This is a genomic window from Rhodoferax sp. XS2R6 (assembly GCF_056521365.1).
In genome coordinates, this window is record NZ_JBWMAY010000004.1 from 168063 (window position 1) to 194186 (window position 26124).

Annotated in this window: 26 protein-coding genes; 14 read left to right on the forward strand and 12 right to left on the reverse strand. The window is 63.4% G+C overall.

The window, feature by feature from the left end:
* Position 1: 1 nt before the first annotated feature.
* Positions 2-2881, forward strand: coding sequence for an ATP-binding protein (locus tag AC097A_RS14530; RefSeq protein WP_479621392.1), 2880 nt, complete (start codon positions 2-4; stop codon positions 2879-2881).
* 11 nt (positions 2882-2892) lie between these two features.
* Here AC097A_RS14530 and AC097A_RS14535 read toward each other — a convergent pair whose 3' ends face one another.
* The 4 genes from AC097A_RS14535 to AC097A_RS14550 all read right to left on the reverse strand — a co-directional run bounded on the left by AC097A_RS14535 (position 2893) and on the right by AC097A_RS14550 (position 6282).
* Complete coding sequence (locus AC097A_RS14535; protein ID WP_479621393.1) at positions 2893-3192, reverse strand: type II toxin-antitoxin system RelE/ParE family toxin; 300 nt, start codon at positions 3190-3192, stop codon at positions 2893-2895.
* Between the two features lie 22 nt (positions 3193-3214).
* The gene (locus AC097A_RS14540; protein ID WP_479621394.1) at positions 3215-3442 is read right to left on the reverse strand and encodes an addiction module protein; all 228 of its coding nucleotides are present in this window, start codon (positions 3440-3442) and stop codon (positions 3215-3217) included.
* Between the two features lie 41 nt (positions 3443-3483).
* On the reverse strand, positions 3484-4425 hold the full coding sequence (gene rpoH / locus AC097A_RS14545) for an RNA polymerase sigma factor RpoH (RefSeq protein WP_315494895.1): 942 nt from the start codon (positions 4423-4425) through the stop codon (positions 3484-3486).
* Positions 4426-4602: 177 nt separating this feature from the next.
* Entirely contained in the window at positions 4603-6282 is a 1680-nt protein-coding gene (locus AC097A_RS14550) for an AMP-binding protein (protein ID WP_479621395.1), read from the reverse strand.
* A 229-nt stretch (positions 6283-6511) separates the two neighbouring features.
* On the opposite strand from AC097A_RS14550, the gene AC097A_RS14555 reads away from it, so the two are divergent.
* The 4 genes from AC097A_RS14555 to AC097A_RS14570 are packed head-to-tail and all read left to right on the forward strand — an operon-like array spanning position 6512 to position 9252.
* Entirely contained in the window at positions 6512-7078 is a 567-nt protein-coding gene (locus tag AC097A_RS14555; RefSeq protein WP_479621396.1) for an isochorismatase family protein, read from the forward strand.
* Positions 7079-7089: 11 nt separating this feature from the next.
* The gene (locus tag AC097A_RS14560; RefSeq protein ID WP_479621397.1) at positions 7090-7359 is read left to right on the forward strand and encodes a DUF1272 domain-containing protein; all 270 of its coding nucleotides are present in this window, start codon (positions 7090-7092) and stop codon (positions 7357-7359) included.
* A gap of 14 nt (positions 7360-7373) precedes the next feature.
* Positions 7374-8282 (forward strand): EamA family transporter, encoded by a 909-nt coding sequence (locus AC097A_RS14565; RefSeq protein ID WP_479621601.1) that lies wholly within the window; start codon positions 7374-7376, stop codon positions 8280-8282.
* Between the two features lie 4 nt (positions 8283-8286).
* Positions 8287-9252 carry a GlxA family transcriptional regulator gene (locus tag AC097A_RS14570; protein ID WP_479621398.1) on the forward strand — a complete coding sequence of 322 codons (966 nt, stop codon included), beginning with the start codon at positions 8287-8289 and terminating at the stop codon, positions 9250-9252.
* On the opposite strand, the gene AC097A_RS14575 is transcribed toward AC097A_RS14570, so the two are convergent.
* Both AC097A_RS14575 and AC097A_RS14580 read right to left on the reverse strand, forming a co-directional pair.
* Complete coding sequence (locus AC097A_RS14575) at positions 9227-9982, reverse strand: transporter substrate-binding domain-containing protein (RefSeq protein WP_315479511.1); 756 nt, start codon at positions 9980-9982, stop codon at positions 9227-9229. The two genes, AC097A_RS14570 and AC097A_RS14575, sit on opposite strands and share 26 nt — an antisense overlap.
* 104 nt (positions 9983-10086) lie before the next feature.
* Positions 10087-10821 (reverse strand): substrate-binding periplasmic protein, encoded by a 735-nt coding sequence (locus AC097A_RS14580; RefSeq protein ID WP_161499947.1) that lies wholly within the window; start codon positions 10819-10821, stop codon positions 10087-10089.
* A 158-nt stretch (positions 10822-10979) separates the two neighbouring features.
* Between AC097A_RS14580 and AC097A_RS14585 the strand changes: the two genes are divergently transcribed.
* Complete coding sequence (locus AC097A_RS14585; protein WP_479621399.1) at positions 10980-12212, forward strand: multidrug effflux MFS transporter; 1233 nt, start codon at positions 10980-10982, stop codon at positions 12210-12212.
* 41 nt (positions 12213-12253) lie between these two features.
* Positions 12254-12736: a C40 family peptidase gene (locus tag AC097A_RS14590; protein ID WP_479621400.1), complete on the forward strand. Its 483-nt coding sequence runs from the start codon at positions 12254-12256 to the stop codon at positions 12734-12736.
* Positions 12737-13315: 579 nt separating this feature from the next.
* Here AC097A_RS14590 and AC097A_RS14595 read toward each other — a convergent pair.
* On the reverse strand, positions 13316-13900 hold the full coding sequence (locus AC097A_RS14595; RefSeq protein ID WP_479621401.1) for a flavin reductase family protein: 585 nt from the start codon (positions 13898-13900) through the stop codon (positions 13316-13318).
* Positions 13901-14040: 140 nt separating this feature from the next.
* Here AC097A_RS14595 and imuA point away from each other — a divergent pair, with 140 nt between their 5' ends.
* Both imuA and AC097A_RS14605 read left to right on the forward strand, forming a co-directional pair.
* Positions 14041-14787, forward strand: coding sequence for a translesion DNA synthesis-associated protein ImuA (imuA, locus tag AC097A_RS14600; protein ID WP_479621402.1), 747 nt, complete (start codon positions 14041-14043; stop codon positions 14785-14787).
* On the forward strand, positions 14756-16129 hold the full coding sequence (locus tag AC097A_RS14605; RefSeq protein ID WP_479621403.1) for a Y-family DNA polymerase: 1374 nt from the start codon (positions 14756-14758) through the stop codon (positions 16127-16129). Before imuA ends, AC097A_RS14605 begins: the two co-directional genes overlap by 32 nt.
* A gap of 6 nt (positions 16130-16135) precedes the next feature.
* On the opposite strand, the gene AC097A_RS14610 is transcribed toward AC097A_RS14605, so the two are convergent.
* Complete coding sequence (locus tag AC097A_RS14610; protein ID WP_315494885.1) at positions 16136-16627, reverse strand: hypothetical protein; 492 nt, start codon at positions 16625-16627, stop codon at positions 16136-16138.
* Positions 16627-17145 carry a DUF1993 domain-containing protein gene (locus tag AC097A_RS14615; RefSeq protein ID WP_479621404.1) on the reverse strand — a complete coding sequence of 173 codons (519 nt, stop codon included), beginning with the start codon at positions 17143-17145 and terminating at the stop codon, positions 16627-16629. The genes AC097A_RS14610 and AC097A_RS14615 overlap by 1 nt, the downstream gene beginning before the upstream one ends.
* A gap of 46 nt (positions 17146-17191) precedes the next feature.
* Between AC097A_RS14615 and AC097A_RS14620 the strand changes: the two genes are divergently transcribed.
* Both AC097A_RS14620 and AC097A_RS14625 read left to right on the forward strand, forming a co-directional pair.
* Positions 17192-17680, forward strand: coding sequence for an acyl-CoA thioesterase (locus tag AC097A_RS14620; RefSeq protein WP_105262197.1), 489 nt, complete (start codon positions 17192-17194; stop codon positions 17678-17680).
* 87 nt (positions 17681-17767) lie between these two features.
* Positions 17768-18862 carry a patatin-like phospholipase family protein gene (locus tag AC097A_RS14625; protein WP_479621405.1) on the forward strand — a complete coding sequence of 365 codons (1095 nt, stop codon included), beginning with the start codon at positions 17768-17770 and terminating at the stop codon, positions 18860-18862.
* A gap of 10 nt (positions 18863-18872) precedes the next feature.
* Here AC097A_RS14625 and AC097A_RS14630 read toward each other — a convergent pair whose 3' ends face one another.
* Positions 18873-19343 carry an Lrp/AsnC family transcriptional regulator gene (locus AC097A_RS14630; RefSeq protein ID WP_479621406.1) on the reverse strand — a complete coding sequence of 157 codons (471 nt, stop codon included), beginning with the start codon at positions 19341-19343 and terminating at the stop codon, positions 18873-18875.
* 65 nt (positions 19344-19408) lie between these two features.
* On the opposite strand from AC097A_RS14630, the gene AC097A_RS14635 reads away from it, so the two are divergent.
* Complete coding sequence (locus AC097A_RS14635; RefSeq protein ID WP_479621407.1) at positions 19409-20353, forward strand: EamA family transporter; 945 nt, start codon at positions 19409-19411, stop codon at positions 20351-20353.
* A 15-nt stretch (positions 20354-20368) separates the two neighbouring features.
* Here AC097A_RS14635 and AC097A_RS14640 read toward each other — a convergent pair whose 3' ends face one another.
* The gene (locus AC097A_RS14640) at positions 20369-21130 is read right to left on the reverse strand and encodes an SDR family oxidoreductase (RefSeq protein ID WP_479621408.1); all 762 of its coding nucleotides are present in this window, start codon (positions 21128-21130) and stop codon (positions 20369-20371) included.
* 145 nt (positions 21131-21275) lie between these two features.
* Between AC097A_RS14640 and AC097A_RS14645 the strand changes: the two genes are divergently transcribed.
* Positions 21276-22163 carry a hypothetical protein gene (locus AC097A_RS14645; RefSeq protein ID WP_479621409.1) on the forward strand — a complete coding sequence of 296 codons (888 nt, stop codon included), beginning with the start codon at positions 21276-21278 and terminating at the stop codon, positions 22161-22163.
* A 27-nt stretch (positions 22164-22190) separates the two neighbouring features.
* On the opposite strand, the gene AC097A_RS14650 is transcribed toward AC097A_RS14645, so the two are convergent.
* A complete protein-coding gene (locus tag AC097A_RS14650; RefSeq protein ID WP_161499949.1) occupies positions 22191-22760 on the reverse strand; it encodes a response regulator in 570 nt (189 codons plus the stop codon).
* 103 nt (positions 22761-22863) lie between these two features.
* Between AC097A_RS14650 and AC097A_RS14655 the strand changes: the two genes are divergently transcribed.
* Positions 22864-26118, forward strand: a complete 3255-nt coding sequence (locus tag AC097A_RS14655) for an error-prone DNA polymerase (RefSeq protein ID WP_479621410.1) — start codon at positions 22864-22866, stop codon at positions 26116-26118.
* Positions 26119-26124: the final 6 nt, after the last annotated feature.

The window sequence follows — 26124 nt, forward strand, 5'->3', positions numbered from 1 at the left end:
AATGACACTCAAACCCTGGCGCGAAATCGCCGAACCGCATGAAGACGTGCTCAAGGGCACTTTTCAGCAAGCCGAGTTTGCGGCTGACCTGTCGCGCGTGCATGAAGGCACGGCGACACCGGAATACCAAAACCCAGCCCTGTTCTTCCAGCGCACCTTCATCACCGAGGGTATGCGTCTGTTGCTGGACTCTGTGGTGAAGCGCTTGGTGGGTAAGGGCGGCGACCCAGTGATTCAGTTGCAAACCGCGTTTGGCGGTGGAAAAACGCACACCATGCTGGCGGTGTACCACTTGGCCCAGGGGCTGGCACCGGCCAGCGAGTTGCCGGGCGTGCCCGCCATTCTGGACGCAGCCGGGGTGACCGAGCTGCCGCGAGCGCGCATGGCAGTGCTGGATGGAAACGGGTACGCGCCCAACCAACCGCTTCAGCGACAAGACGGCGCAAGCAAGCAGGCCGTTCGTACGCTCTGGGGCGACCTGGCCTGGCAACTGGGTAAAGCTGAGGGTTATGCGCTGGTGGCGGAAGCGGATGCCTCAGGTACATCGCCTGGCAAGGCGGTGCTGGAAACGCTGCTGGCCCGCTACGCGCCCTGCGTGATCTTGATCGACGAGTTGGTGGCCTATGTGCGCCAGTTTGAAGAGGGCAAGACGCTGACTGGGGGGACTTTTGATTCCAACCTGAGCTTTGTGCAGGCACTGACCGAGGCGTTGAAGGCTGTGCCCACGGCGGTGCTGCTGGCTTCGCTGCCCGAGTCGGAGCGGGAGGCGGGCAGCCAGCGTGGCGTGAAGGCGCTGGCCTCGCTGTCGCATTACTTTGGGCGGGTGCAGGCGCTGTGGAAGCCGGTGGGCACGGAAGAGGCGTTTGAAATCGTGCGTCGCCGTTTGTTTGCCACCATCAACGACCAGCTGGCTGCCGAAGCGGTGTGTCGGGCCTTTGCCGATTTTTATACGGCCAATAGTGCCGACCTGCCGCGCGAGACGCAGGAGAGCCGTTACTTTGACCGCTTGGTGCGCGCCTACCCGATTCACCCTGAGGTGTTTGACCGGCTGTATGAAGACTGGTCTTCATTGGACAACTTTCAGCGCACGCGCGGTGTGCTGAAGCTAATGGCCAAGGTGATTCACCGGCTGTGGAATGACAACGACAAAGACCCGCTTATCATGCCGGGCAGCTTTCCGCTGGCGGATGCAGAGACGCGCAACGATCTGGTCAATTACCTGCCGCCGGGTTGGGACCCAGTGGTGGAGCGCGACGTGGACGGCGAACGCGCCGAAACCACCGACATAGAAAGCCGGGACACACGTCTCGGCGCAGTGCAGGCCTGCCGCCGCGCGGCGCGGACTATTTTTCTTGGCAGCGCGCCTACCACCGCCACCCAAATGGTGCGCGGCCTAGAGCTGGAGCGCATTGTGCTGGGTGTGGCGCAACCAGGACAGCAGATTGGCATTTACAAGGACGCGCTGCGCCGCTTGGGCGACAGGTTGCACTATCTAAACAGTGGCAATAACCGTTTTTGGTTTGACACGCGCCCCAATCTGCGCCGCGAGATGGAAGAGCGCAAGCGCCGCTTTCAGGACAAGGAGGACGTGTTCCCCGCCATTCGAGAGCGCATGCAACGCAGCTTTGCTTCCAGCGTGTTTGGTGGCATACACATCTTTACCGGCAGTGGCGATGTGCCAGACGACTGGCAACTGCGCCTGGTGGTGTTGCCGCCGGATGCGGCCTTTAGCCGGAGTAGCCCAGCCGCAGCGACTGCGCGCGCGACGGACTTTCTGAAGCACCGGGGCGAGCAGCCACGCTTCAAGCAAAACCGCTTAATCTTTCTGGCAGCCGACTTTGACAGCGTGAACCGGCTACGCGAACAGGTGCGGTCCACGCTGGCGTGGCAGTCCATCGTGGCCGACATCCAGGAGATGAAGCTCAACCTGGACCAGTTCCAGGCCCGGCAAGCCAGTGCAAGCTATGACGACGCCAACGAAGCCCTGCGCCGCATGGTGCGCGAGACCTACAAATGGCTGATCGCACCCATGCAAATCGGCAGCCCGATGAACGGCAAAGGCGGCGGGCTGTCGGAGATTCAGTGGGAACCGTTCCCGCTGAATCCCGGCGCGCCCAATCTGTCGCAGGAAATGGAGCGCGTGCTGAAAGACAACGAGCTCCTGATCACCGAGTGGGCACCTGTCCATCTGGCCAAGGTATTGAAAGACTGGTTTTGGAAAGACGATGTCAATGAGGCCAGCGCATTGAATGTGTGGCAGCAGACCTGCCAGCAGCTCTATTTGCCACGCATTCTGGACGACGTGGCCTACCAACGCACGCTGGCGGCTGGCGCAGAAAGCAAGGACTTCTTTGGTTTTGCGCAAGGTAAGGAGCAGGAAGCGGAAGGTACACGGTACGTGGGGTTCAGCTTCGGCACGCGCACCACACCGATTTTGGACAATGCTCTTTTATTGATAGCGCCTCACGCAGCCTCCATATGGGCTAAGGCACAAAATGATGCAGAAGAAGCTGCGCAAGCGGCATCCGCAACAGGTGCCATCGGTTACACCCCAGCAGGCACGATAGTCCCACCACGCGCTGAAGAATCGCGGCCCAGTGGAGTCAATCCAGGCTCGACCTCAGCAGCGCCTTCTGCCAAGAACCATTTTTACGGAAGCATTGAACTTGATCCCATCCAGGCCAAGAAGCAGTTTGCGGATGTGGTGGATGAGGTGGTGCTGCAGTTCACTTCGCGTTATCCGCACGCGAAAGTCAAAGTGTCCATTGAGATTCAAGCCGAGGTAGCAACGGGCTTTGATGATGGCTTGCAGCGAGCAGTGAGGGAAAACTGCAAGGTTCTGCGATTTAAGAGTGCAGAGTTTGAGGACAAGGGGGAGTAGTCCGGCAGATTTCACCCCAGTAGGTCGGTGCGGGATTTGGGGTCGCGGTATTGATGGAAACACGACAACACGTTGACCGTGTCTCCGTCCACCACATAAAAAAGGGAATACGGGAAGCGATTCAAGTGTGCGCACCGCATATCGCCTTCTGCCTTGACATACAGATAAGGATTGCTGCCAACGAAGCCACTGGTGTGCTCCAGTTCGGTCAGAAACGCTTCTTCCATCTTGATGTGAGGCTGCGCATACCACTGGAAGGCTTCGGAGATTTCCGCTTGCGCCAGCGGCTTGAATACAACCAAAAATGCCATGCGCAACAGGCCTGGAGCCTGCCTAGTGGGTAGCTGACGTCAGCTTTGCTTTGAGTTGAGTCAAAGTGACGCCCGGTTCATCAGGATTGGCCCGGTGATGCGCCAAGCGCGCGCGAAGTTCTGCTCGCTGAGCATCGGTGATAAGAGGCGCAGACGCCTCACTCTCTGCACTGTCAATCAGGGCTTCACCCAGCTCGCGCTTGTCCGCAATGCTGAGATTTTCTAGCGCTTGGTGCAGTGGGGTTGCCATGAAAATATCGTAGCACAGGGCTGCGCCAAAAGCACGTAGCCTCAGGCGTAGGCGGCCAGGGCAGTCTTCATCTTCTTCATGGCCGCCACCTCGATCTGGCGGATGCGCTCGGCGCTCACGCCATATTCGGCTGCCAGGTCGTGCAGCGTCATGCCGCCCGAGCTGTCGTCGTTCACCTTGAGCCAGCGTTCTTCCACGATGCGGCGGCTGCGGTCGTCCAGACTGGCCAGTGCGGTGGCAATGCCGTCGGTGGCCAGCACATCGCGCTGGCGCGCCTCAATCATGGCCACGGGCTCGTGGTTGGTGTCGGTCAGGTAGGCGATGGGGCCAAACGCGTCTTCACCATCGTCGGAGGGGCTGGGGTCCAGCAGCACATCGCCACCGGACAGACGGGTTTCCATCTCCAGCACGTCTTCGGGCTTTACATTGAGCTCGCGTGCCATCGCGTCCACCTGTGCGGGGTTCAGTGTCTCGCGGTGGGTGTCCAGGTCGGCAGCTGCATCTTCCCCTTTAAAACGCTGCTTCATGGAGCGCAGGTTGAAGAACAGCTTGCGCTGGGCCTTGGTGGTGGCCACCTTGACCATGCGCCAGTTCTTCAGGATGTATTCGTGGATTTCGGCCTTGATCCAGTGCAGCGCGTAGCTCACCAGGCGCACGCCCTGTTCGGGGTCGAAGCGCTTGACGGCCTTCATCAGGCCCACATTGCCCTCCTGGATCAGGTCGCCGTGGGGCAGGCCATAACCCAGGTACTGGCGCGACACCGACACCACCAAGCGCAAGTGAGAGAGCACTAACTTACCGGCAGCTTCAAGGTCATTGTCATTCTTGAACTTGCGGGCAAACTCCTGCTCTTCTTCCAGCGTGAGCATGGGCAGGCGGTTGGCGGCAGAAATATAGGCATCCAGGTTCCCCAGCGGCGGCACCAGCGACCACGGATTGGCCGGGGCCAGGGCAGTTTGGGGCATAGCGAGCAGTGTGGACATGCAGAACCTCCTTGTGTTCAAACTTCATATTAGCACTCGTAGGAGTTGAGTGCTAAAAGGAAGTTCAATGACCCCAATAGGAATCGGATGAAGTTGTGTAAAGCCGCGTGTCCTTGATTTTTGGGCACAAAAAAGGGGCCGAAGCCCCTTGTCCCTCCAAAAGCAGGTGGGTGGCGCTCAGGCCCACTGCACCGTGCCTTTGCCGGCGTACCAGTTGCCCAGCTGGGTTTCCACGGCCGCTTCGATACGGTTCCGGCGGATTTTCATGGTGGGGGTCAGGAAGCCGTTCTCGATCGACCAAGGTTCGGGGGCGATCACCAGCATCTGCAACCTTTCGTAGTCCGGCAGTTCGGCGTTCACGTCCTTGAGCAGTTGGGTCAGGTCGGCGGTGATCTGCGCTTTGACGGCGGGGTCCTTGACCGTGGGGCGCACGGTTTCGGCCAGCACCACCATGGCGTAGGCCGAGGGCTGGCCCACGCCCGACACCATGCTCAGCTCGATCAGCGGGCAGGCGTTGATGCGGTTTTCAATCGGCGCAGGTGCCACGTACTTGCCCTTGGAGGTCTTGAACAGCTCTTTCACACGGCCGGTCAGGCGCAGCAGGCCGTCGGCGCGGCGTTCGCCCTTGTCACCGGTGCGGAAGAAGCCGTCTTCGGTGAAGACTTCAGCGTCCAGGTCGGGGCGTTTGTAGTAACCCACAAACTGGCCGGGCGACTTGATCAACACCTCGCCGTCCTCGCTCAGCCGCACTTCCACGCCCTTGAGCGGCACGCCCACACAACCGGGGGCGTTCACCTTGTCGGTGGAGTTGTGCGAGTAGGCAAAGTCCTCCGTCATGGCGTAGCCTTCAATGAGGTTGAGCCCCAGGCGGCGGTACCAGGCAATCAGCTCAGCCGGAATGGGCGCAGAGCCGCTACCCGCCAGCAACGCGTGGTCCAGGCCCAGGCCCTTGAGCACCTTGCGCCCGACGATCTTGCCCAGGATGGGAATGCTGAGCAGGCGGTCCAGCTTTTTGGGCGGCATTTTGGCAAACACGCCTTGCTGGAACTTGAGCCAGAGCCGCGGCACCGAGATAAAGGTCACGGGCTTGGCGCGGTTCAGGTCTTGTACAAAAGTCTCCAGCGACTCGGCGAAGAACAAATGGGTATTGCCATCGACCAGCGATGCGCTTTCCACCCAGGCACGCTCAAACACGTGTGCCAAGGGCAGGTAAGAAAGCATGCGGTTTTTCACATCTGCGCCAATGCGCGACTTGGTGTCGCGGTTGATGCCTTCGGCCGCCGCGGTGATGCGCTCAAAGCTGTGCATCACACCCTTGGGCTGGCCGGTGGAGCCCGAGGTGTACATCAGGATGCCAATGTCGGTCGCTGCGCGTGCCACTTTGCCTTGCAGGGGCTGGGTGCGGGCGACCACGGCGTCCCAGCTCTCGTAGCTGTTCTTGGGTGCCAGGGGGAAGGCGATGCGGGGCAGCGTGTCCGGGATGCCGGGCAGCTGCTGGTCAAAGGTGTCGAGTTTGCCCACAAACAGCAGGCTGGCCTCGCTGTGCTCCAGCACGTAGCGCACGGTGTCGGCCGTCTCGGTGGGGAAGATGGCCACCGTGGTGCCGCCGGCTAGCCAAATGGCCAGTTCCGCCATGATGAAGTGGGCGCAGTTTTTGGACAGGATGGCAATACGTGCGCCGGGCGCCAGGTTCTGCGCCTTCAGGTGCGTGGCCATGCGGCGCGACTCGTCCATCACCTGGCGCCAGGTGTAGTCTTTGACCTGGCCGCCCCCCACGGGTTGGGTCAGGTAGACCTGGTCGGCCAGCGTGGCCTCATGGTCGTAAACGTAGTCGAGGATGAGTTTGGCTTGGGCCATGGATTTGTCTCCTGTTTTTAAAATACTTGCGGCATTGTCTGGTGATTTGGCGGCAGTAGAGAGCTTTGGGCGACTATTTCCCTGCAAAAACGCGGTTTTACAGTATTTACCCTAATCATTTGCATGCGAAAACTTGGCATTTTTTGTCCTCTTGTGGTCCGCGCCAGTGCTTTCGTTGCCTGGAGGGCTCCGTTAGCATGAGGTCATCGTCAACCCCACCGACCTAACCATGTCCCACACCCCTTCTCCCAAAGCCGCCCTTATCGTCATTGACGTGCAGGAGTCCTTCGCCCAGATGCCGTTCTGGTCGCAGGGCATCCAAGCCCCCTTCCAAAAAGCTTTGTTGAAGCTGGACGCTGGTGCCCGCGCCGCCGATGTGCCGGTGGTGCACATCTACCACGTAGGTCGTGCAGGGCCTTTCTTGCCAGAGTCTGGCTTCGTCAAACCCTTGGCTTGGTTGCCCGATGACCCGGCGGTGCGTTTTGACAAACACACGCACAACGCCTTTACCGACACCGGGCTGGACCTGTGGCTGCGTCGCCAGGGCGTGACCAAACTGATCATCAGCGGCATCCGCACCGAGCAGTGCTGCGAGACCACGGCCCGCGTGGGTGCGGACCTGGGCTACGACGTGGACTTTGTGTCCGAGGCCACACTCACCTTCCCCATGACACACGCCGGCAGCGGCCGCACCTTTAGCGCCGAAGAAATCACCACGCGCACCGAGCTGGTGTTGGCGGACCGTTTTGCGCGCATCGTCGATGTAGATACCTGCCTGGCCGGTTTGGCCGCCTGAAGGAGAGCCCCATGCTGCAACTGCGCCCCAACTGTGAATGCTGCAATGTGGATCTGCCGCCTGCGGCCCCCAATGCCCGCATCTGTTCGTTTGAATGTACGTTTTGTGCGGATTGCGCCGATACGCACCTGCAAGGCAACTGCCCCAACTGCGGCGGTGAGCTGGTGCGCCGCCCCGTGCGCCCGGCAGGCAAGCTGCTCAACAACCCGCCATCGACCGAGCGCATCTTCAAACCCCAGGGGTGTGTGACGCCACCGCAGCCTGCACCGGCCACCACATGAGCGCCGGCCTGCCCATGCGGCCCAAAGACCTGGGGCTGGCCCTGCTGGTCATTCTGGTCTGGGGCGTCAACTTTGCGGTCATTAAGGTGGGCGTGGTGGGCATACCGCCGCTGCTGCTGGGGGCGCTGCGTTTCATGTTGGCGGCATTCCCTGCGCTGCTGTTTCTCAAGCCGCCCAAGGTGCCGCTGCGCCTGTACCTGGCCTACGGCCTCACCATTTCGGTGGGGCAGTTTGCGTTTTTGTTCAGCGCCATCCACGTGGGCATGCCTTCCGGGCTGGCCTCGTTGGTGCTGCAGTCGCAGTCGTTCTTTACGCTGCTGCTGGCGGCCTGGTGGCTCAAGGAGCGCTGGCAGGCTAACCAAATGGCGGGCCTGTTGCTGGCGGCCGTGGGGCTGGTGTTGATTGGCAGCGCTAGCGGTGCTGCGAATGGTGTGTCCATGCCGCTGTTGGGCTTTTTGCTCACCATCGCGGCGGCGGTCATGTGGGCCTGCGGCAACATCGTTACCCGCGCGGTAGGCCGCTACGGCCCCATGAACCAACTGGCCTTTGTGGTCTGGGCCAGCCTGGTGCCACCGTTGCCGTTTTTAGGGCTCTCGTTTTGGCTGGAAGGGCCTGACGCCATGGTGCTGGCCCTGCAGCACATCGACCTGGCCGCCTTGGGCGCCATCGCTTACCTGGCCTGGGCCGCCACGCTCCTGGGTTACGGCTTGTGGACCCACCTGATGTCGCGTTACCCGACCAACCGCGTAGCACCGTTCACGCTGCTGGTCCCCATCGTGGGCCTGAGCACAGGCTGGCTGGTGTTTGGTGAGGCGCTGCGCCCGATTCACTTTGCGGGCGGCGCCTTGCTCATGGCGGGGTTGCTGGTGAATGTGTTTGGCGCACCGCTGTTTGCACGCTTGAAAGCAATCACTTCAATGTAATGGCATGGAAGACCTGACACTTTCCATCTACCTGGTGCTCACGCCGAATGTGCTGATGCTGGACTACGCCGGCCCGGCCGAGGCGCTGCGTATGGCGCGAGACATGGGCGCGCGCATTGCGCTGCACACCTGCGGGCCGCAGGCGCACATTACTACCTCGCTCAGCACCAGTCTGTCGGGCCTGGAGCCCTTGCCTGCACAACTGCCACCGCGCAGCTTGGTGCTGGTGGTGGGCAACAGCAACGAGGTGGTGGACTACGCCACCGATGCCGCCCGCACCGTGGTGCAGTGGCTCAAGACCGCTCCGCAGGCCGATACACGGCTGGCCAGCATCTGCTCGGGCGCGCTGCTGCTGGCGCAGGCCGGTTGTCTGGATGGGCGGCACTGCACCACCCACCACACCCTCATAACCGACCTGCAGGCCTGCGCCCCCACCGCCCAGGTGGTGACCGACCGCATCTTTGTGGACGACGGCCGGGTGCTCACCAGCGCCGGTATCACCACCGGTATTGATCTGGCGCTGTATATCGTGGAGCAGGCCGCAGGCCCCGAGCTGGCGGCCCGTGTGGCGCGCCGGTTGGTGATGTACCAGCGCCGCGGCGCGCACGACCCACAAATGTCGCCCTGGCTGGCGCACCGCAACCACATGCACCCTGCAGTGCACCGCGCGCAAGACGCCGTGGCCCGCGAGCCCGAACGTGGCTGGACGCTGGAAGAGCTGGCGGAGGTGGCCTGTGTGAGCCCGCGCCACCTGAGCCGCCTGTTTGCGCAGCACACCGGCATCAGCGTGGTGGCCTACCAGCAGCAGCTGCGCATCGCGCGGGCGCAGGAGATGCTGACGCACAACCCCACGCTGTCGCAGGAGCGGCTGGCGCAGGCTTGTGGGTTTGCCTCGGCGCGCGATTTCAGGCGCGTGTGGCAGCGCTGCAGCGGCCCGGCATCGGCTAGGAGCCGAGGTTCTGCGCAATGATTTTGGGAATGTCGCCGCGTGTGTAGCCGCGTTTGATGATCTGGTTGAACGTGGCCAGCCAGGGCTTCATCTGCATGCTCTTGGGAAACGCCAGAAAGTTCGGGTCGCTGCGCAGCGGCACGGGCAGTACCACCAGCATGTCGCGCAGCCCTTCCAGGGCCTTGTTGCTGCGCAGCAGCTCTTCAAACCCGGCTTTGCCCGCGTTGAACAGCGCGCAGTCCAGGCGACCCAGCACCAGTTTGTTGATGCGGTCGGCGGCGCCACCGTCGCCATCCACCACAAACAGGCCCGCCTCGCGGGCTTTTTCAAACGCCTCGCCGTAGCTGCCACCGCGCCCCAGGCCTACGCGTTTGCCTTGCAGGTCGGCCAGCTCCTTGAAGCTGAACTGTTTGTCCTTGCGCACCACAATCACCACGTCGTCCACGTACACCGGGTCTGAGTAATCAAACAGGGCAGAACGCTCCTGTGTCCATGACAGGCCCACAACTCCGCCCACACCGCTGCTTGCATAACGGTAGGCGCGGGCCCAGGGGTAGAGCTCAATGCGCAGTTCGTCTTCGCGCAACTCTTGGTCCGCGTACTGAAGGATGTCGATCAGGATGCCGCGGTTTTTGCCGTCTTGCAGGTACATCTTGGGGGGAGAGCTGTCACCGCCGAAGATGGTGAGTTCCATGCCCCAGGCCGCACTTGCCAGCAACAGCCCCAGCAGAACACCAAGGATTTTTTTCAAGGCCATCTCCTTCTCATGCACTCCAACGCAATGCGAAAGCTCTGCGCAGTATGCCGCCTTTTCGGGGCATGTGCGTGCCTGAGCTGCGGGCAAGCCGGTGCAGGCTAGGAGCCGAGGTTCTGTGCAATGATTTTGGGAATATCGCCGCGCGTGTAGCCGCGTTTGATGACCTGGTTGAACTCGGTCAACCAAGGCCGCATGTGCATGCTTTTTGGAAACGCCAGAAAGTTCGGGTCGCTGCGCAGTGGGACGGGCAGCACCACCAGAGAGTTTTTGAAGGGCAAAAACTCCTTGTGGATGCGCAAGGTTTCTTCAAAACCCGCCTTGCCCACATTAAAAAGTGCGCAGTCAATGCGCCCCGCCACGAGCTTGTGCAGCCGGTTGCTGGCCCCGTTGTCGCCATCCACCACAAACACGCCCGCATCGCGGGCTTTCTCAAAAGCCTCGCCATAACTGGCACCCCGCACAATGCCCACACGCTTGCCACGCAGATCACTCAGCGTCCTGAACGGAAACTCGCTCCCCTTGCGCACCACCACGACCACCTCGTCAAAAAACAGCGGCTCCGAGTAATCGAACAAATCGTCCCTGCGCTGTGTCCATGACAAACCGACAATGCCGCCGTCTCCCGACGAGGCCTGCAGGTACGCGCGGGCCCAGGGGTAGAGCGCCAGACGCAGGCTGTCGTCGTGTAGCTGTTGGTCTGCGTATTGCAGGATGTCGACCAGAATGCCGCGGTTTTTACCTTCTTGCACGTACATTTTGGGCGGCGAACCATCGCCGCTGAACACGGCAATGTCAGCAGCCCCTGCACCAGGCCACACAAGCAATCCAAACACGAAAGCAATCAGCGACTTCACACACATCCTTTAGTTTGATGGGCAAATAAAGCATAACCTGCAAACCCGCGTGCCTGGCGCTGGCTTGATCTGGATAAACACATGCCCGCGCTGGCCGTGTTTCAATAGCCCGCTGCACAGCCCACTTTCCCCTCGCCATGAACCCCGACGCCCTCAAACTCTGGCGCGCCCCGCAATGGGCGTTCTCCATCCTGCTGGCCCTGTTGGGCATGTTGGGTCCGTTTTCCATCGACACCTACATCCCCGCGTTCTCGGGCATCGCCCAGTCGCTGGGCGCCACGCCGGTGCAGATGCAACAAACGCTGTCCGCCTACCTGTTTGGGTTTGCTTTTATGGCGCTGTTCCACGGGGCTTTTTCTGACAGCTTTGGCCGCCGCCCGGTGGTGCTGTGGGGGCTGGCTGCGTTCACCATCGCGTCCATCGGCTGCGCGCTGGCGCAGAGCATTGGGCAACTTATCTTTTTTCGCGCCATGCAGGGCCTGTCCACAGGCGCGGGCATTGTGGTGTCGCGCGCCGTCATTCGTGATGTGTATCCGCCCTCGCAGGCGCAAAAGGTCATGAGCCAGGTCACCATCTTTTTTGGGGTGGCACCGGCCATTGCGCCCATGGTGGGCGGCTGGCTGCTGGTGCACGCCAGCTGGCACGGCATCTTTTGGTTTCTGACCGCAGTGGGCGTGGCGCTGTGGGTGGCCAACTACTTCTTGCTGCCCGAGACGCTGCGCCCTGCCGACCGCCAGCACTTCCATGCCAAAAACCTCATGGCCGGTTACTGGCAGCTCGGCTCCGACCCGCGTTTTGTGCTGCTGGCGCTGGCCAGCGGCATTCCGTTCAACGGCATGTTTTTGTATGTGCTGAGCGCCCCCGTGTTTTTGGGGGACCACCTGGGCCTGCAGCCCCAGCAGTTCTTCTGGTTCTTTGTGCTCACCATCAGCGGCATCATGGGCGGCGCCTTTGTCAGCGGCCGTGTGGCCGGCAAGGTCAGCCCCAAACGGCAGATCCGCAATGGCTTCCTCATCATGCTCATCATCGGTTTGCTCAACCTGGCCGCCAATCTGGTCTTCAAGGCGCACGTGAGCTGGGCCCTGTTCCCCATCGCCATATTCGCCTTTGGCTGGGCCATGATGGTGCCGGTGGTCACCCTCTTGGTGCTGGACCTGCACCCCGACCGCCGCGGCATGGCCTCCAGCCTGCAGATGTTTGTGGGGTCTACCGCCAACGGCCTGGTGGCCGGTGTCATCTCGCCCCTGGTCATGCACTCCACCGTGGCGCTGGCCACGTCATCGGTGCTGATGATGTGCTTGGGGCTGGTGGCCTGGATGTTTATCCGCAAACGCTGGCCAGAGATTGGGCAGAAGGTGGACGGATTGTGAGAAGCGCAGCGGTGCGAAGCGCAAGTCGCTGGTTTGCGCATATGGGTGCGATGCTCATGGCCGGCGTGCTCGTGGTGCTGGCGGGGTGCTCCTCGGTGCCGCAAGCATCAGCACCGCCGGTGGCCGCGCCCCAACCCGCTGGCCGCCTGACGCTGGAACAAGCCAACGACGTCACTGTCATGGCCATCGGCCTGGTGGGCACACCCTACCGCTATGGCGGCAACACCCCGGCCAGTGGGTTCGATTGCAGCGGCCTCATTGGTTATGTCTACAAACAGCGCGCGGGTGTTGTGGCACCGCGTTCCACCGCAGGGTTGATTGATTGGGGTACCAACATTCCAGCGCCAGGTCTGCGCACAGGTGATCTGGTCGTCTTCGCGCAGAACGGCCGCGCTACGCATGCCGGCATTTATGTGGGGGAGGGGCGATTTGTGCACGCGCCCTCTACGGGCGGGACGGTGCGGCTGGATAACCTCAAGTCGACTTACTGGGCGAAGCAGCAGGTGAGTTACCGGAGGCCGTGAGGAGCCTGCGTAGGTTAGATTTCAATTCGGCTCGTGCTGGATATAAACGTTGTAATGATCGATAGTCGATGGCTTGGAATGTGAGGGGTCGCCCACGCCTTCGTAGATGTATCGTCCTTAGCAGTCTTCGGGGAAGTGCCTGCCGAAGTCAGTAAGGATTGTTAGCCCATCGACTAGTTCTGGCGCGATTTCCCGTGCGGAGCCGTAGTGTTCGCGCCAAAGTTTTGGAATATCCGAAAAGTATGGTTGCCCACGATGAACACTGATCAAGAACCCTCCTTTGGACTCTTTTCGATGCACTACAGGGACAAGTAAACCCGTCGTTACTCCCAGCCATCGGTTTGTAACTCCAAGAAAGCGAATCCTCTCTATGCGGCGACTGAAGTCCAATACAAATGCGCAGTCCTGTATGGGGGCGCCTATTTTCGTAACAGCAAACTCGTGTGGTCGATCTTGGAATCCAAATAGAGTGAGTGGCATTTGTGTGTCCTAGAACGGTTGAAAGAACAAAGCTTATTTCGAATAATGGGAATTTTTAGCCTAGTGTGATGGAAAGGTATCTTGGTTCCTTTTTTCATTTCACTCCCCCACCTTCACCCCCTCCCCAACCACAAAAAACTGCCCGCCCGCCACATAGTGCAAGGTGCGCAGCTCATCGGGCGCCTTGTCAAACTCCCAATGCCCGTTGACGAACACGCGGTTGTCGGCCCAGGCTTGGGTCACTTCGCCGATGAACAGGTCGTAGGTTTGCTGGTTGTGCGGTTCGGGCACCAGCTTGCACAGCAGCCAGCCCACGCAACCTTGCACCAGCGGTAGTTCGCTGCCTTCCACGGCAAAGGTCTGGATGCCGTGGCGTTGCAGCTTGTCGGGTGTATCGGCCGCACTGTCGCTGCCCACCCCCAGCGTGGCTTGGGCTAGCCCGCGCGCCGGTACGTTGAGGGCAAACCAGCCACTGCCTTCCACCAGCGCGCGGGTGCGCGTGGCCTTGTCGATCACCACCGTCACCTTGGGCGGGCTGAAGTCCAGCGGCATGGACCAGGCCGCAGCCATGACGTTGTGCTGGCCCGCGTGGGCGGATGACACCAGCACGGTGGGGCCGTGGTTGAGCAGGCGGTAGGCTTTGTCCAGCGGGACGGGGGTGCAGAAAGCGGGCAGGGTGGTCATGCGGGCCACTCTAGCAAAGCCCCCAAAAGCCCGGCCCGCGGCAGCCCCCGCAGCGGCTTGCAAGTCTGTTCTTGATTTTGATAGCAGGGGCGTTTTCCATATACTGTTTATAAATACAGTTATAAGCCAAACCCCTTGCCATGACTAGCCTTGCGCGCATTACCACTAGTTCGCCGGACCCGCAGGACATCCACGCAGATGTCTGGCACGCGCACGCGCTGGCTGGCAGCCCGCAGGCGGTGCAGCCTACGGGCGATGCGCTGCTGGACGCGCAGTTGCCCGGCGGCGGCTGGCCCGTGGGGGCGCTGGTGGAGCTGCTGCAGCCCGCTGGCGTGCACAGCGAATGGCGGCTGCTGCTGCCGGTGCTGGCACGCTGTGGCCAGGGGCCGGTGGTGTTGGTGGGCGCGCCCTACTTGCCGTTTGCGCCAGCCCTGGCGGCGCTGGGCTTGCGCGCCAACCGCTTGCTGGCCGTCGGGGCGCTCGGAGCCACAGGGGCGACGGGCGCGGCGCAGGACGGCCGACTCTGGGCCACCGAACAACTGCTGCGCTGTGCCGAGGTGGACGCCGTGCTGGCCTGGCTGCCGCAGGCGCGCAGCGACCAGCTGCGCCGCCTGCAGATGGCCGCGGCCGAACACCACAAGCTGCTGTTTGTGATGCGCCCGGCCGCACTGCAGGCCGACGCCTCGCCCGCGGCCCTGCGGCTGGTGCTGCAGCCCCAGCCGCCGGTGCAGAGCCCGGGGCTGGACGCGCTGGCGGTGCAGATCGTCAAGCGCCGTGGCCCGCCGCTGGCCCAGCCGCTGCAGCTGCAGGCGCGCGCGGCCCGCCTGGCCGTGCTGTTGGCGGCGGAGGGTGCCCATGCACTGGATCGCACTGCGGCCCACGCCTGATGCCGCCGCCCCGTCCGAGCCCACCCTGGCCGATGTGCACACCGCGCTGGCCTGGTGGGCGCTGCGTTTCACGCCGCTGGTGGCGCGCGTGGAGGACACGCTGGTGTTGGAGATCTCGGCCAGCGAGCGCCTGTTTGGCGGGCGCAGCGCCTTGTTGCAGCAGATTTTTGAACCAAAAAAGCCTCTAGCGCCCATGGAGACTGCGCAAGGCGCTACGTCTTTGATAGCGTTGGGGCGGCTGTGGGGTGGCCGCGATGTGGCACCCGAGGCGCTGTCGGTGCACGTGCTGGCCGTCGCCCGGCCGCACCTGCCCACGCTGGCGCGCCTGGGCGTGCGCAGCTGGGGCCAGCTGCATGCGCTGCCGCGTGGCGGGCTGGTGCGGCGTTTTGGTGCGGGGCTGGTGGATGCGTTGGACCAGGCCTATGGTCAGCGCCCCGAGGTCTACCCCTGGCTCACGCTGCCCGAGGTGTTTGACGCGCCGCTGGAGCTGGCGGCCAGTGTGGAGTCGGCCCCGGCCCTGCTGTTTGGCGCGCGCCGCCTGCTGGCACAGCTGCTGGTGTGGCTGCGCGCGCGCCAGTGCGGCGTGCTGGCACTGGAGCTGCTGTGGGACCTGGACGCGCGCCGCGCCAACACCCGCCATGTGGACGCCCACCACACCGGCGGCCAGCAGGGCCGGCTGGTGCTGCGCACCGCCCAGGCCACGCAAGACATGGCGCACCTGCAGCGCATCTTGGGCGAGCAGCTGGCGCGCGTGACCTTGCCCGCGCCCGTGCTGTACTTGCGCCTGCGCAGCCTGCAGACCCAGCCGCTGGCCGGCGAGAGCCACAGCCTGCTGCCCGACGAGGTGCGCAAGGGTGACAGCCTGCACCAGACGCTGGAGCGCCTGGCCGCACGCCTGGGCGCTGCGCAGGTGCAATGCACCACCCCGCTGGCCGACCACCGGCCCGAGCAGATGCAGCGTTGGGCGCCGTGGCAGGCCGATACGCCAGCACAAAATGCTATGAAATCAGGAGCTGCTTGCGCAATATCTATAAGGGCTAGAGGCCTAAAAGACTATGAATTGCACCCCCAGGCCAGTGTCTGGCCTACCTGGCTCTTGCCCAGCCCGCAGCGTCTGCCGGTGCGCGACCACTGCCCCCAGTACCAGGGGCCGCTGGCCCTGCTGGTGGGGCCGCAGCGGCTGGAGGCGGGCTGGCTGGACGGCACGCCGGTGCTGCGCGATTACTTCATCGCCCGCAGCCCGCAGGCGGGGCTGGTGTGGGTGTACCGCGAGCGACTGACAGCAGATGGAGTGCCCTGCGCGCAAGACGCACCCTGGTACCTGCACGGGCTGTATGCGTAAGAGGGCTTAGAACAGGCGAAACTTCACTTGCACCACCAGCGCACCGTCGATCTTGGCCACGCTGGGGATGAGGCTGAGGTTGATGCCAAAACGTTGGCCTTCGTAGCTGACCATGGGCAAGGCGGCAACAAAATAGTCGCCATTCTTCATGGCTGGGTAGCCATTCATCACCCCCACGGCCAAGCCCAGCTTCCAGTCGTTCAGGGCGATGGGTTGCCAGTTCACGGCGGCGTAGTGGGTGTCACGGCGCACGCTGTTGTAGAAGCTGCCCACCATGACCGAGGTGTCGGGGCGAAACTGGTACTCCACGCCCAGGCCATAGTTGTTCTCGTTGTAGCCCTTGCTCTGGTTGGAGTGGTAGGTCAATGCCCCCACATTGACCCAAAGTGCATCAGGCGAAGGCGCCTCGGTGGCGTCTTGGGCCCAGGCAGAGGCACTGCAGACCATTGCAGCGGCCAAGGCAAGGAGGCTGCGGTAGGGCAAATGTGGGCGGTGCATCAGCGAGCCTGCCCAGCGGTGTAGACATGCCAGCCATCAAAGTCGCCCTTGCTCAAGGGCAGGCCCTGTTGGCGCAGGATGGCGTAGACCATGCTGGTGTGAAAGAAGAAGTTGGGCAGTGCGTACTGCTGCAAAAACGTGCTGCCATCGAGTGTGACTGTGGTCTCGCCCGCCGGGTCGCTGATCTGGCGCTGCGCGGCATCGGCAAAGTCAGCTGGAGCCAGTGTGTCAAGAAAGGCCAGGCCCTCGGCCACGCGCGCCTGCAACGCGGCGAAATTTTGGCGGGGCTCACCAAAGGGCGGCAGCGCCTGGCCCGCCAGCGGCGCGCAGGCGCGAAACACAAAGTTCACCGCCACCTCTACCTGCACGGCGAGCGGCAGCATGTCGGGCGCCAGCCGCGCCTGCAGCAGGGGGGGCGTGGGCCGGTCGTGCTGTGCGGCCCGCACCAGCAGCGCGTGCAGCTGCAACAGGTAGCGGCGGAACACGGGAACACTGGCGTCAAACAAGGGGGCGTGCATGGGCCGCAATATAGCCCGGCGGGGCCGCTCTTTTACACTCGGGGCCATGAACCTCCCCACCCACCAACTCAGCATGACCGTGCTCATGTCGCCTGACATGGCCAACTTCTCTGGCAATGTGCACGGCGGCGCTATTTTGAAACTGCTGGACCAGGTGGCCTACGCCTGCGCCAGCCGCTACGCCTCGCGCTACGTGGTCACGCTCAGTGTGGACCGGGTGCTGTTTCTGCAGGCCATCCATGTGGGTGAGCTGGTCACCTTTCTGGCCAGCGTCAACTACACCGGCAAGTCGTCTATGGAGGTGGGAATCAAAGTGATTGCCGAAAACATCCGCTCCCAGGAAGTGCGCCATGTGAACAGCTGCTTCTTCACCATGGTGGCGGTGGACGATGCCGGCAAGGCCGCGCCCGTACCACCCCTGCAGCCCGAGACACCCGACGAGGTGCGCCGCTTTGAGGCCGCGCAAATGCGCAAACAACTGCGCCACGAGCTGGAGCAGAAGTTCCGCCAGACGCGCCAGAGCGGCACGGTCTAGCCTTTGCCCCCTGGGGTGGGGGAATTAAGGGAAAACCCTATACTGGTCCGCAGCTGCATGTCCTCGTGTGCAACGAAAGGACTTCCTGTGATCGACCTTCCCACCTCCGCCCGGCGCCTTTTGCCGTCTGCTGGCAGCCGCCTGTTCAAGCGTCTGTGGCGCACGCGGCTGGGCACCCCGGCTCCCGCCCGGATCAACCTGGCCCTGCAGGGCGGCGGTGCGCATGGCGCCTTTACCTGGGGCGTGCTGGACGCGCTGTTGCAAGACCCGCGCATGCACATCGAGGGCATCAGCGGCAGCAGCGCCGGCGCCATGAATGCGGTGGTGATGGCGCAGGGCTGGATGACGGGTGGGCGCGAAGGCGCACGCGAAGCGCTGGCCCAGTTCTGGACCGAGGTGAGCCAGCAGCTGCCCTGGGGCATGCTGACCACCGGCGGGGGCGATGCGATCAGCCTCTCGCCTGCCACCAAGATGCTGGCGCAATGGGCTGGCTTCTTTTCTCCCACCGAGCTGAACCCGCTGGCCATCAACCCTCTGCGCAGCCTGCTCAAACGCCAGATCGACTTTGAACGCCTGCGCGCCGAGAGTCCATTCAAGCTGTTTGTCGGCGCCACCCAGGTCAACACCGGCAAGCTGCGCCTGTTCCGCGAGCACGAGCTGACGCTGGACATGCTGCTGGCCTCGGCCTGCCTGCCCAAGATTCACCACACGGTAGAGATTGAGGGTGAACCGTATTGGGACGGTGGTTTTGCGGCCAATCCCGCCGTGTTCCCGCTGTTTTACGACTGCGCAGCGGGCGATGTGCTGCTGGTGCTGTTGGCGCCGCTCAAGCACGAAGGCACGCCGCACACCATGGATGAGATTGAGGCGCGTATGGAGGAGCTGGGCTTTAAGGCCCACTTCATGCGCGAGATGCAGATGTTTGCCCGCGTGCAGGACGCGGCCCACGTCACCCAGCACCAGGGCCCGCTGGAGCAGCGCCTGCACAGCGTGCGCTTTCACATGATTGACTCCAGCAACCTGGAGAGCCTGCAGCGCAGCGAGACCAAGATGCTGGCGCATGCGCGCTTTTTGAACCTGCTGCACGACCAGGGCCTGCACCGCGGTCAGCAGTGGCTGGCCAAGCACGCCAGCGCCGTGGGCCAACGCACCACGGTGGATATGCAGCAATGGCTGGTGTGAGGGTGGCGGTTTAGGCTTCGCCCAAGCGCAGCGGCTGGTCTTCAAACTCGGTGTTCAGCACCACGGTGCTGGTGGTGCGCGCCACACCGGGAATCGCCTTGATCTGCAGCAGCACCGCTTCCAGGTCGCGTGCGTGCGCTGTGCGCACCTTGGCCAGCAAATCGTACTCGCCGGCCACGCTGTGCAGCTCTTGCACCGCACTCACCTCACGCAAGCGCGCCGCAATGTCGCGGCAGTGTGTGCCACCGTCATTGCGGATGGCCACAAAGGCTGTGAAGTTCAGCCCCACCGTGAGCGGGTCTACGCTGATGGAGAAGCGGCGGATCACACCGCGCTCCAGCATCTTCTTCACGCGCTCATGCACGGCGGCGGTGGACAGGCCCACCTCGGCCCCGACCTCGGCGTAAGAACGTCGGCCGTCTTCCCCCAAAGCCGTAAGAATTTTGGCGTCGATGACATCTGTCTGAATAATTACTTGCATTGGGCGTATTTTTTAGTAATATCACGCCTATCGGCGCTTGTTGCCGTAAATTTTACGGACTATTCATGATTTCGGCACTCAATATTCAGCACGGCTGGCGTTTGTCTCCTTTTTGGCGTCTCATGGTGGCGCTGTGGTTGGTCTACATCGTCTGGGGCACCACCTACTTTGCCATTGGCATTGCGGTGCAAAGCTTCCCCCCGCTGTGGATGAACGCCACACGTTTCACGCTGGCCGGCGTGATCATGCTGGCCTGGGCGCTGTGGCGCGGCGAGAAGCTGCCGAGCTGGCGCCAGTGGCGCAACGCGGCTGTGGTGGGCGGGTTGATGGTATTTGGCGCCATGAACCTGGTGGCGTTTGCCCAGCAGCACGGCATTGGTTCCGGCTTGATGGCTACCGTGGTGACCACCATGCCCATGTGGCTGGCGCTGTGGACGCGCCTGGGCGGCGAGCGTGTACCCATGACGAGCTGGATTGGCTTGGTGCTGGGGGTGGGCGGTGCCCTGCTGCTGGCCATGGAAGGCGACTTTTCGGCCAGTTGGCTGGGCGCGCTGGCCGCCTTTGGTGCCCCGCTGTGCTGGAGCGTGGGCTCGTATGCGTCCCGCAAGCTGGACCTGCCGGGCCCGGCCATGGCGTCGGCCACCGAGTGGCTGGCCGGTGGGCTGATGGGGGTGGTGGCTGCGTCCTTGATCGAGCCACAGAACGCCTTGAGCAACGTGACGCATGAAGCCTGGCTGGCCTGGTGGTACCTGCTGGTGTTTGGCACGCTGATTGCACTCAACGCCTACCTGTGGCTGCTGCAAAACACCACGGCCGCCGTGGCCGGCAGTTACTCGTTTGTGAACCCCGCCGTGGCGCTAGTGGTGGGCGTGCTGATTGGCAAGGAAGTGCTCACCGGCTGGGTGTTCCTGGCGCTGCCGTTGATTGGCGGCGCACTGGCCATGATCATGTACGGCCCGGCCATCGTGGCGTGGTTGCGCCGCCAAAGTCGCCCATCGGGCGGGGCGTAAAGCACCTCTGGCAGATCAGACCGAGGTCATCCCGCCGTCCACCGTATGGGCCAGGCCGGTCACAAAGCTGGCCGCGTCCGAACTAAGCCACAACACAGCGGCGGCCACCTCGTCGGCCTCGCCAATGCGGCCAATCGGGTGCGCACTGGCCACTGCCGGCCCCACCTTGGGATCAGCGGCCACGGCGCGGTCAAACATCTGGGTGCGGATCACGCCGGGGCACACCGCGTTGACACGGATGCCCTTGCGGCCGTACTCCACCGCCGCTGATTTGGTGAGGCCGATGACCGCGTGTTTGCTGGCGCTATAGGCCGACATCTTGGGCGCGCCAATGAGGCCCGCCACCGAGGCGGTGTTGACAATGCTGCCGCCACCCTGGGCCAGCATCTGCTGGATCTGGTACTTCATGCACAGCCACACGCCTTTGACGTTGACACCCAGGATGCGGTCAAACGTGGCCTCTTCGCAGTCGGCCAGGCGCATGTGTTCTTCCTCGATGCCGGCGTTGTTGAAGGCGCAGTCCAGTCGGCCAAAGTGCGCCACGACGTGCACCACCATGGCCTGCACCTGCGCAGCCTGCACCACGTCGGCGGCCACAAACAGCGCCTCGGCACCCAGCGCACGCACCTGGGCGGCGGTCTCTTCGCCGGCCGGCACATCGCGGTCCGTTACCGCCACTTTGGCGCCCGCACGGGCAAAGGCCAGCGCACTGGCCCGCCCAATGCCACCGCCACCGCCGGTGACCAGCACCACTTTGTTGTCAAAACGCAAGTCCATGGAATCCCCTCAGCAAAAGCCGTGCAAAAAGCCATCTTAGGAGGCCGTGGCTGGCGCTGGCGCGTTTGGCGTAACCCGCGCGACAGTGCGGTGCCGTGCCCCATGCCGTGCCCTATAGTGGCCGGCTAATTAAAGGGAGAACACGATGACACCACCCCGCCACACCTGGGCCCTGGCCTTGCTGGCTGCGCTACACGGCAGCGCAGGCGCGTTGACGCCTGAAGAGCGCCCTTACCCGGGCGGCTACACCAGCGGCTCTGTGGACACGGTGAGCCAGATCATGCTGCTGGACGACAACACCTTTTGCTTCCGCTTCATGGGCGGGTCACTGGACATGCTGGTGGCTGGCCACTGGAAGGCCCTGCCCGGCAAAGACGCCGGTGTGCGCCTGCAAGAGGTGCGCAAGGCGCAGACGCTGTTTCCGGCCTTTGCCAAGGCGGGGCCGGGCAGCGACTTGGTATTTGACTTCCATGGCTACACCTTGAGCGAGGCCCTGGCCCCGGTGTTTGCCACCTCGGCCACTGCTGCCTGGCCCAGCAGCCTGCGCCCCCTGTTTGGCAACGACCGGCACAGCTGGGCCGAGAGCTACCCACTGCCTGCCATGCCCGTTGCCACGGCCCGCTACTTTTATATCGGCCAGGTGGAGATGGACGCCCGCGGCCAGCCGCAGCAGCTGCGGGTGACCCAGTACCAGCTGCCTGCCGCGCTGCGGGGCGGCACGGTGCGCCTGGGTTTTGACACCCAGCAGGCCCGGCCCCCGCTGAACCTGGTGGCGTTGCTCAACGGAGAGCGCCTGCAGGTGGATGGCCAGCCTTTTGGCAAGCGGGATGTTTTAAAGCCGGAGCAAGTGGCCGAGATCCGTGCGGCCTGCGTGGCCCCGGTGCTGGTACCCGGCAAGGGCCGGCCGGTAGCGGGTCCTGACGATGACGAGGCCCCGCGCGAGCGCACGCCGGTTTTGGTGCCACTGGGGAGCAAGGTGCTGCCGCTGTCCAGCGTGCAGGGGGAGCCGTTTTTTCCATCCCCCGCAAACTGAGTCACGGTGATGGCGGGGAGCCGGAGCCTAGTGCTCCAGGCCCATCACGTCGGCCAGGTCGCCGCGCTGCAGCGGTTTGGCAAACGAGCCCAGCACGCGCAGACCGTCGGACACGGCCACTTCGGCGGCAATCGACAGCATCAGGCTGTCGCCGCCGCTGAGCAAAATCACCCCGCCGCGGTACTGCGCCTTGGCCAAGTGGCCCAAAAAGTCGATGCCATCGGTGTGTGGCATGACCATGTCGCAAATCAAAAAGTCGGGCGGGGCCGGCATCTGGGCCAGCACCTCGGCGCCGCTGCTACCGTCGCGTGCCGTGTGCACCTCGGCCACGCCCAGGCTCAGCAGCATTTCGCGCAGCACGGTGTGGCTGAAATCGTCATCGTCCACCACCAGCACGCGCAGCGGGCCGGTGTGGGCCTCTTGCTGCTGGCTGGCTGCTTCGGCACGCATGGCGGCCATGTGGCGGCGGCGCTCCAGGCTTTCCAGCACGGAGGTCAACACGAACTCGGACAGCGATTCTTGCGAGTCGAGCAGAGACTCAATGTCCGCACGCAATGCGGCAGTGATGGGGATGGCAGGCAGCGAAGACAGTTGCATGGTCGAAGTGTAAGGGAATGTTAATGTCTTTACAGATATTACCTGTATATAAATACAGTTATTGGTCATAATTCCATTCCCTGATGCACTGGGGCACGCCAATATGCTTCCAGACTACGCAGAACTGTACAGCCTCTCGTCCTTCAGTTTCCAGCGCGGTGCCTCGCAGCCCGAAGAATTGGTGCAGCGCGCCCACGCGCTGGGCTACCGCGCGTTGGCCATCACCGACGAATGTTCGGTGGCCGGTGTGGTGCGTGCGCACGTGGAGGCCAAGCGCCTGGGCCTGCAGCTGCTGCCAGGCGCCGAGTTTGCCGTGGCGCTGCCCTGTGGCGGGCACTTCACGCTGGTGGCACTGCCGCACACGTTGGCGGGCTGGGGCAACCTGTGTGAATTCATCACCCTGGCCCGCATGGCCGCCATCAAGGGGCAGTACCGCACCACCTGGTCCGAGTCGCCCTGGGCGCTGCTGGCGGACTGCGAGGTGCTGCTGGCCTTTCCATCTGCTATCAATACAGAAGCTGCTTGCGCAATATCCATAAGGGCTAGAGGCATATTTGGTTCAAATTGTTGGCTGGCGGCCAGTGTGGGGCTGGTGGCGGGGGATGCGCTGCAGCGTGTGCGGGTGCAGCAGCTCTCGGCATTGAGCGGCCTGCCGGTGCTGGCCACGGGCCAGGTGTGCATGCATGTGCGCTCGCGCAAGCCGCTGCACGATGTGTTGACCGCCGTGCGCCTGGGCCAGCCGGTGTCGGCTTGCGGCTTTGCACTGCAGGCCAATGCGGAGGGGCACCTGCGTTCGCGTGTGCGGTTGGCGGCGTTGTTCCCGCCTGACTGGTTGGCGAACACGCTGACCGTGGCGCAGCGCTGCACCTTCAGTCTGGATGAATTGCATTACCACTACCCGCTGGAGGCCGTGCTGCCGGGCCAGACGGCGGCGCAGACCCTGCGCCATTACGTGGAGGAGGGCGCACGTGAGCGTTACCCGGCGGGCATGCCCGAGGACATCCGCCCGCGGGTGGAGCACGAGCTGGCGCTGATCGAGGAACTGCGCTTCGAGATGTATTTCCTCACGGTGCACGACATCGTGAAGTTTGCGCGGCGAGAACACATCCTGTGCCAGGGGCGCGGCTCGGCTGCCAACTCGGTGGTGTGTTACTGCCTGCACATCACCGAGGCCAACCCGCATGAAAGTTCGCTGCTGTTCGAACGCTTCATCAGCCGCGAACGCAACGAACCGCCCGACATCGACGTGGACTTTGAGCACCAGCGCCGTGAGGAGGTGATCCAGTACATCTACGCCAAATACGGCCGCGAGCGTGCCGCCATTGCGGCCACCGTCATCAGCTACCGCCCGCGCAGCGCGCTGCGCGATGTGGGCCATGCGTTGGAGATTCCTGAGGACCTGATCACCGCCATGGCCAAGGAGCACCCCGGCATGTACGGCCGGGAGGTGCTGGCAGAGCGACTGCAGTTTGCTATGGAAAAAGTAGCTGCTGGCGCAGGTGTGGCGGGCGCCGGGAGCCTGGGCGGCAGAGCGCCCAGCTCCGTGTCCCCCGCCCGCGGTGCGGGCTCCTCCTTTACCTACGCTGAACGCCCTGCCGCCCAGACTCCCGGGGGGCAAGGTGGTCTTGCACCTCATCTCTCGCGCCGCCTGCAACTCTGGCTGGAGCTGAGCACCACGCTGCAGGGCTTTCCGCGCCACCTGAGCCAGCATGTGGGCGGTTTTGTGCTGACGCAGGGCCCGCTCACCCGCCTGGTGCCGGTGGAGAACGCCGCCATGAAGGAGCGCTCCATCATCCAGTGGGACAAGGACGATTTGCAGGCCGTCGGCCTGATGAAGGTGGACGTGTTGGCCCTGGGCATGCTCAGCGCCATCCGCCGCTGCCTGGAGATGGTGACGCAGCGGCGCGGCTTGGCAGAACCGCTGCGCATGCAGGACATTCCGCGTGGCGACGAAGCCACTTACGACATGATTTGTGCGGCCGACACGGTGGGCGTGTTCCAGATCGAGAGCCGTGCGCAGATGAGCATGCTGCCGCGCCTGCGGCCCCGCTGTTATTACGACCTGGTGGTGGAGGTGGCCATCGTGCGGCCGGGGCCGATTCAGGGCGGCATGGTGCATCCGTACCTGAAGGCGCGCAAAGACCCGGAGGGCGCCAAGTCGCCTTACCCCGCCTTGCAAAAAGCGCTGGAGCGCACGCACGGTGTGCCGATTTTTCAGGAACAGGTGATGCAGATTGCCGTGCTGGCGGCCGGCTTCACGCCCGGTGAGGCCGATGGCCTGCGCCGTTCCATGGCCGCGTGGAAGCGCCACGGCAATGTGAGCCAGTACCACGACCGACTGGTGGGCGGCATGGTGGAGCGCGGCTACCCGCTGGACTTTGCCGAGGCCATCTTCAAACAAATGGAGGGTTTTGGCGAATACGGTTTCCCCGAGAGCCACGCGGCCAGCTTTGCGCTGCTGGTCTATATCAGCAGTTACCTCAAGTGGCACGAACCGGCGTGTTTTCTGGCGGCGTTGCTCAACAGCCAGCCGCTGGGTTTTTACGGACCGGCGCAGCTGGTGCAGGATGCGCAGCGCCACGGGGTGACTGTGCGCGCGGTGGATGTGCTGCAGAGCGATTGGGACTGTACGCTGGAGGGGCATGACGTTCGCCTTGGCCTGCGTTTGGTCAGCGGGTTGACGAAACCGGTGGCGAAGCGCATTACCGAACAGCGCCAGCATTCCCCGTTCACCAGCACCCAAGACCTGGCCCTGCGCTGCCAGCTCGACGCGGGCGACCTCAAGGCCCTGGCCAGTGCCGATGCGCTGCAGTCGCTCAGCGGCCACCGCCGCCAGCAGGTGTGGGACGCGTCGGCCCTGCTGCCCGCACCCGCGCTGCTGCAGGGCGTGCCGATAAACGAAGACGATTTGGCGCTGCCTGCGGCGGGTGAGGGCGAAGAGGTGACCTTTGACTACGCTGCAGTTGGGCTCACTTTACGCTCCCACCCCTTGCTGCTATTGCGCGAGCCGCTATCAAAACAGAAGCTGCTGACAGCTGCGCAAATGCGCGACTACCCCAGCGGCCGACTGGTACGCGCCTGCGGCATCGTCACCGCACGCCAGCGGCCGCAGACCGCCAAGGGCGTGATTTTTGTGACGCTGGAGGACGAGACCGGCAGCGTCAACGTGATTGTGTGGAAAAGCGTGCGTGAGCAGTTTCGTGACGTGGTCTACCGCGCGCGGCTGATGGCGGTGTATGGCGTGTGGCAGCGCGACGACGAAAGCGGCGGCCAGGTGCGCCACGTGGTGGCCAAGCGGGTGGTGGACCTCACCCACCTGCTGGGTGACCTGGCCACCACCAGCCGGGACTTCCATTGACGTTTT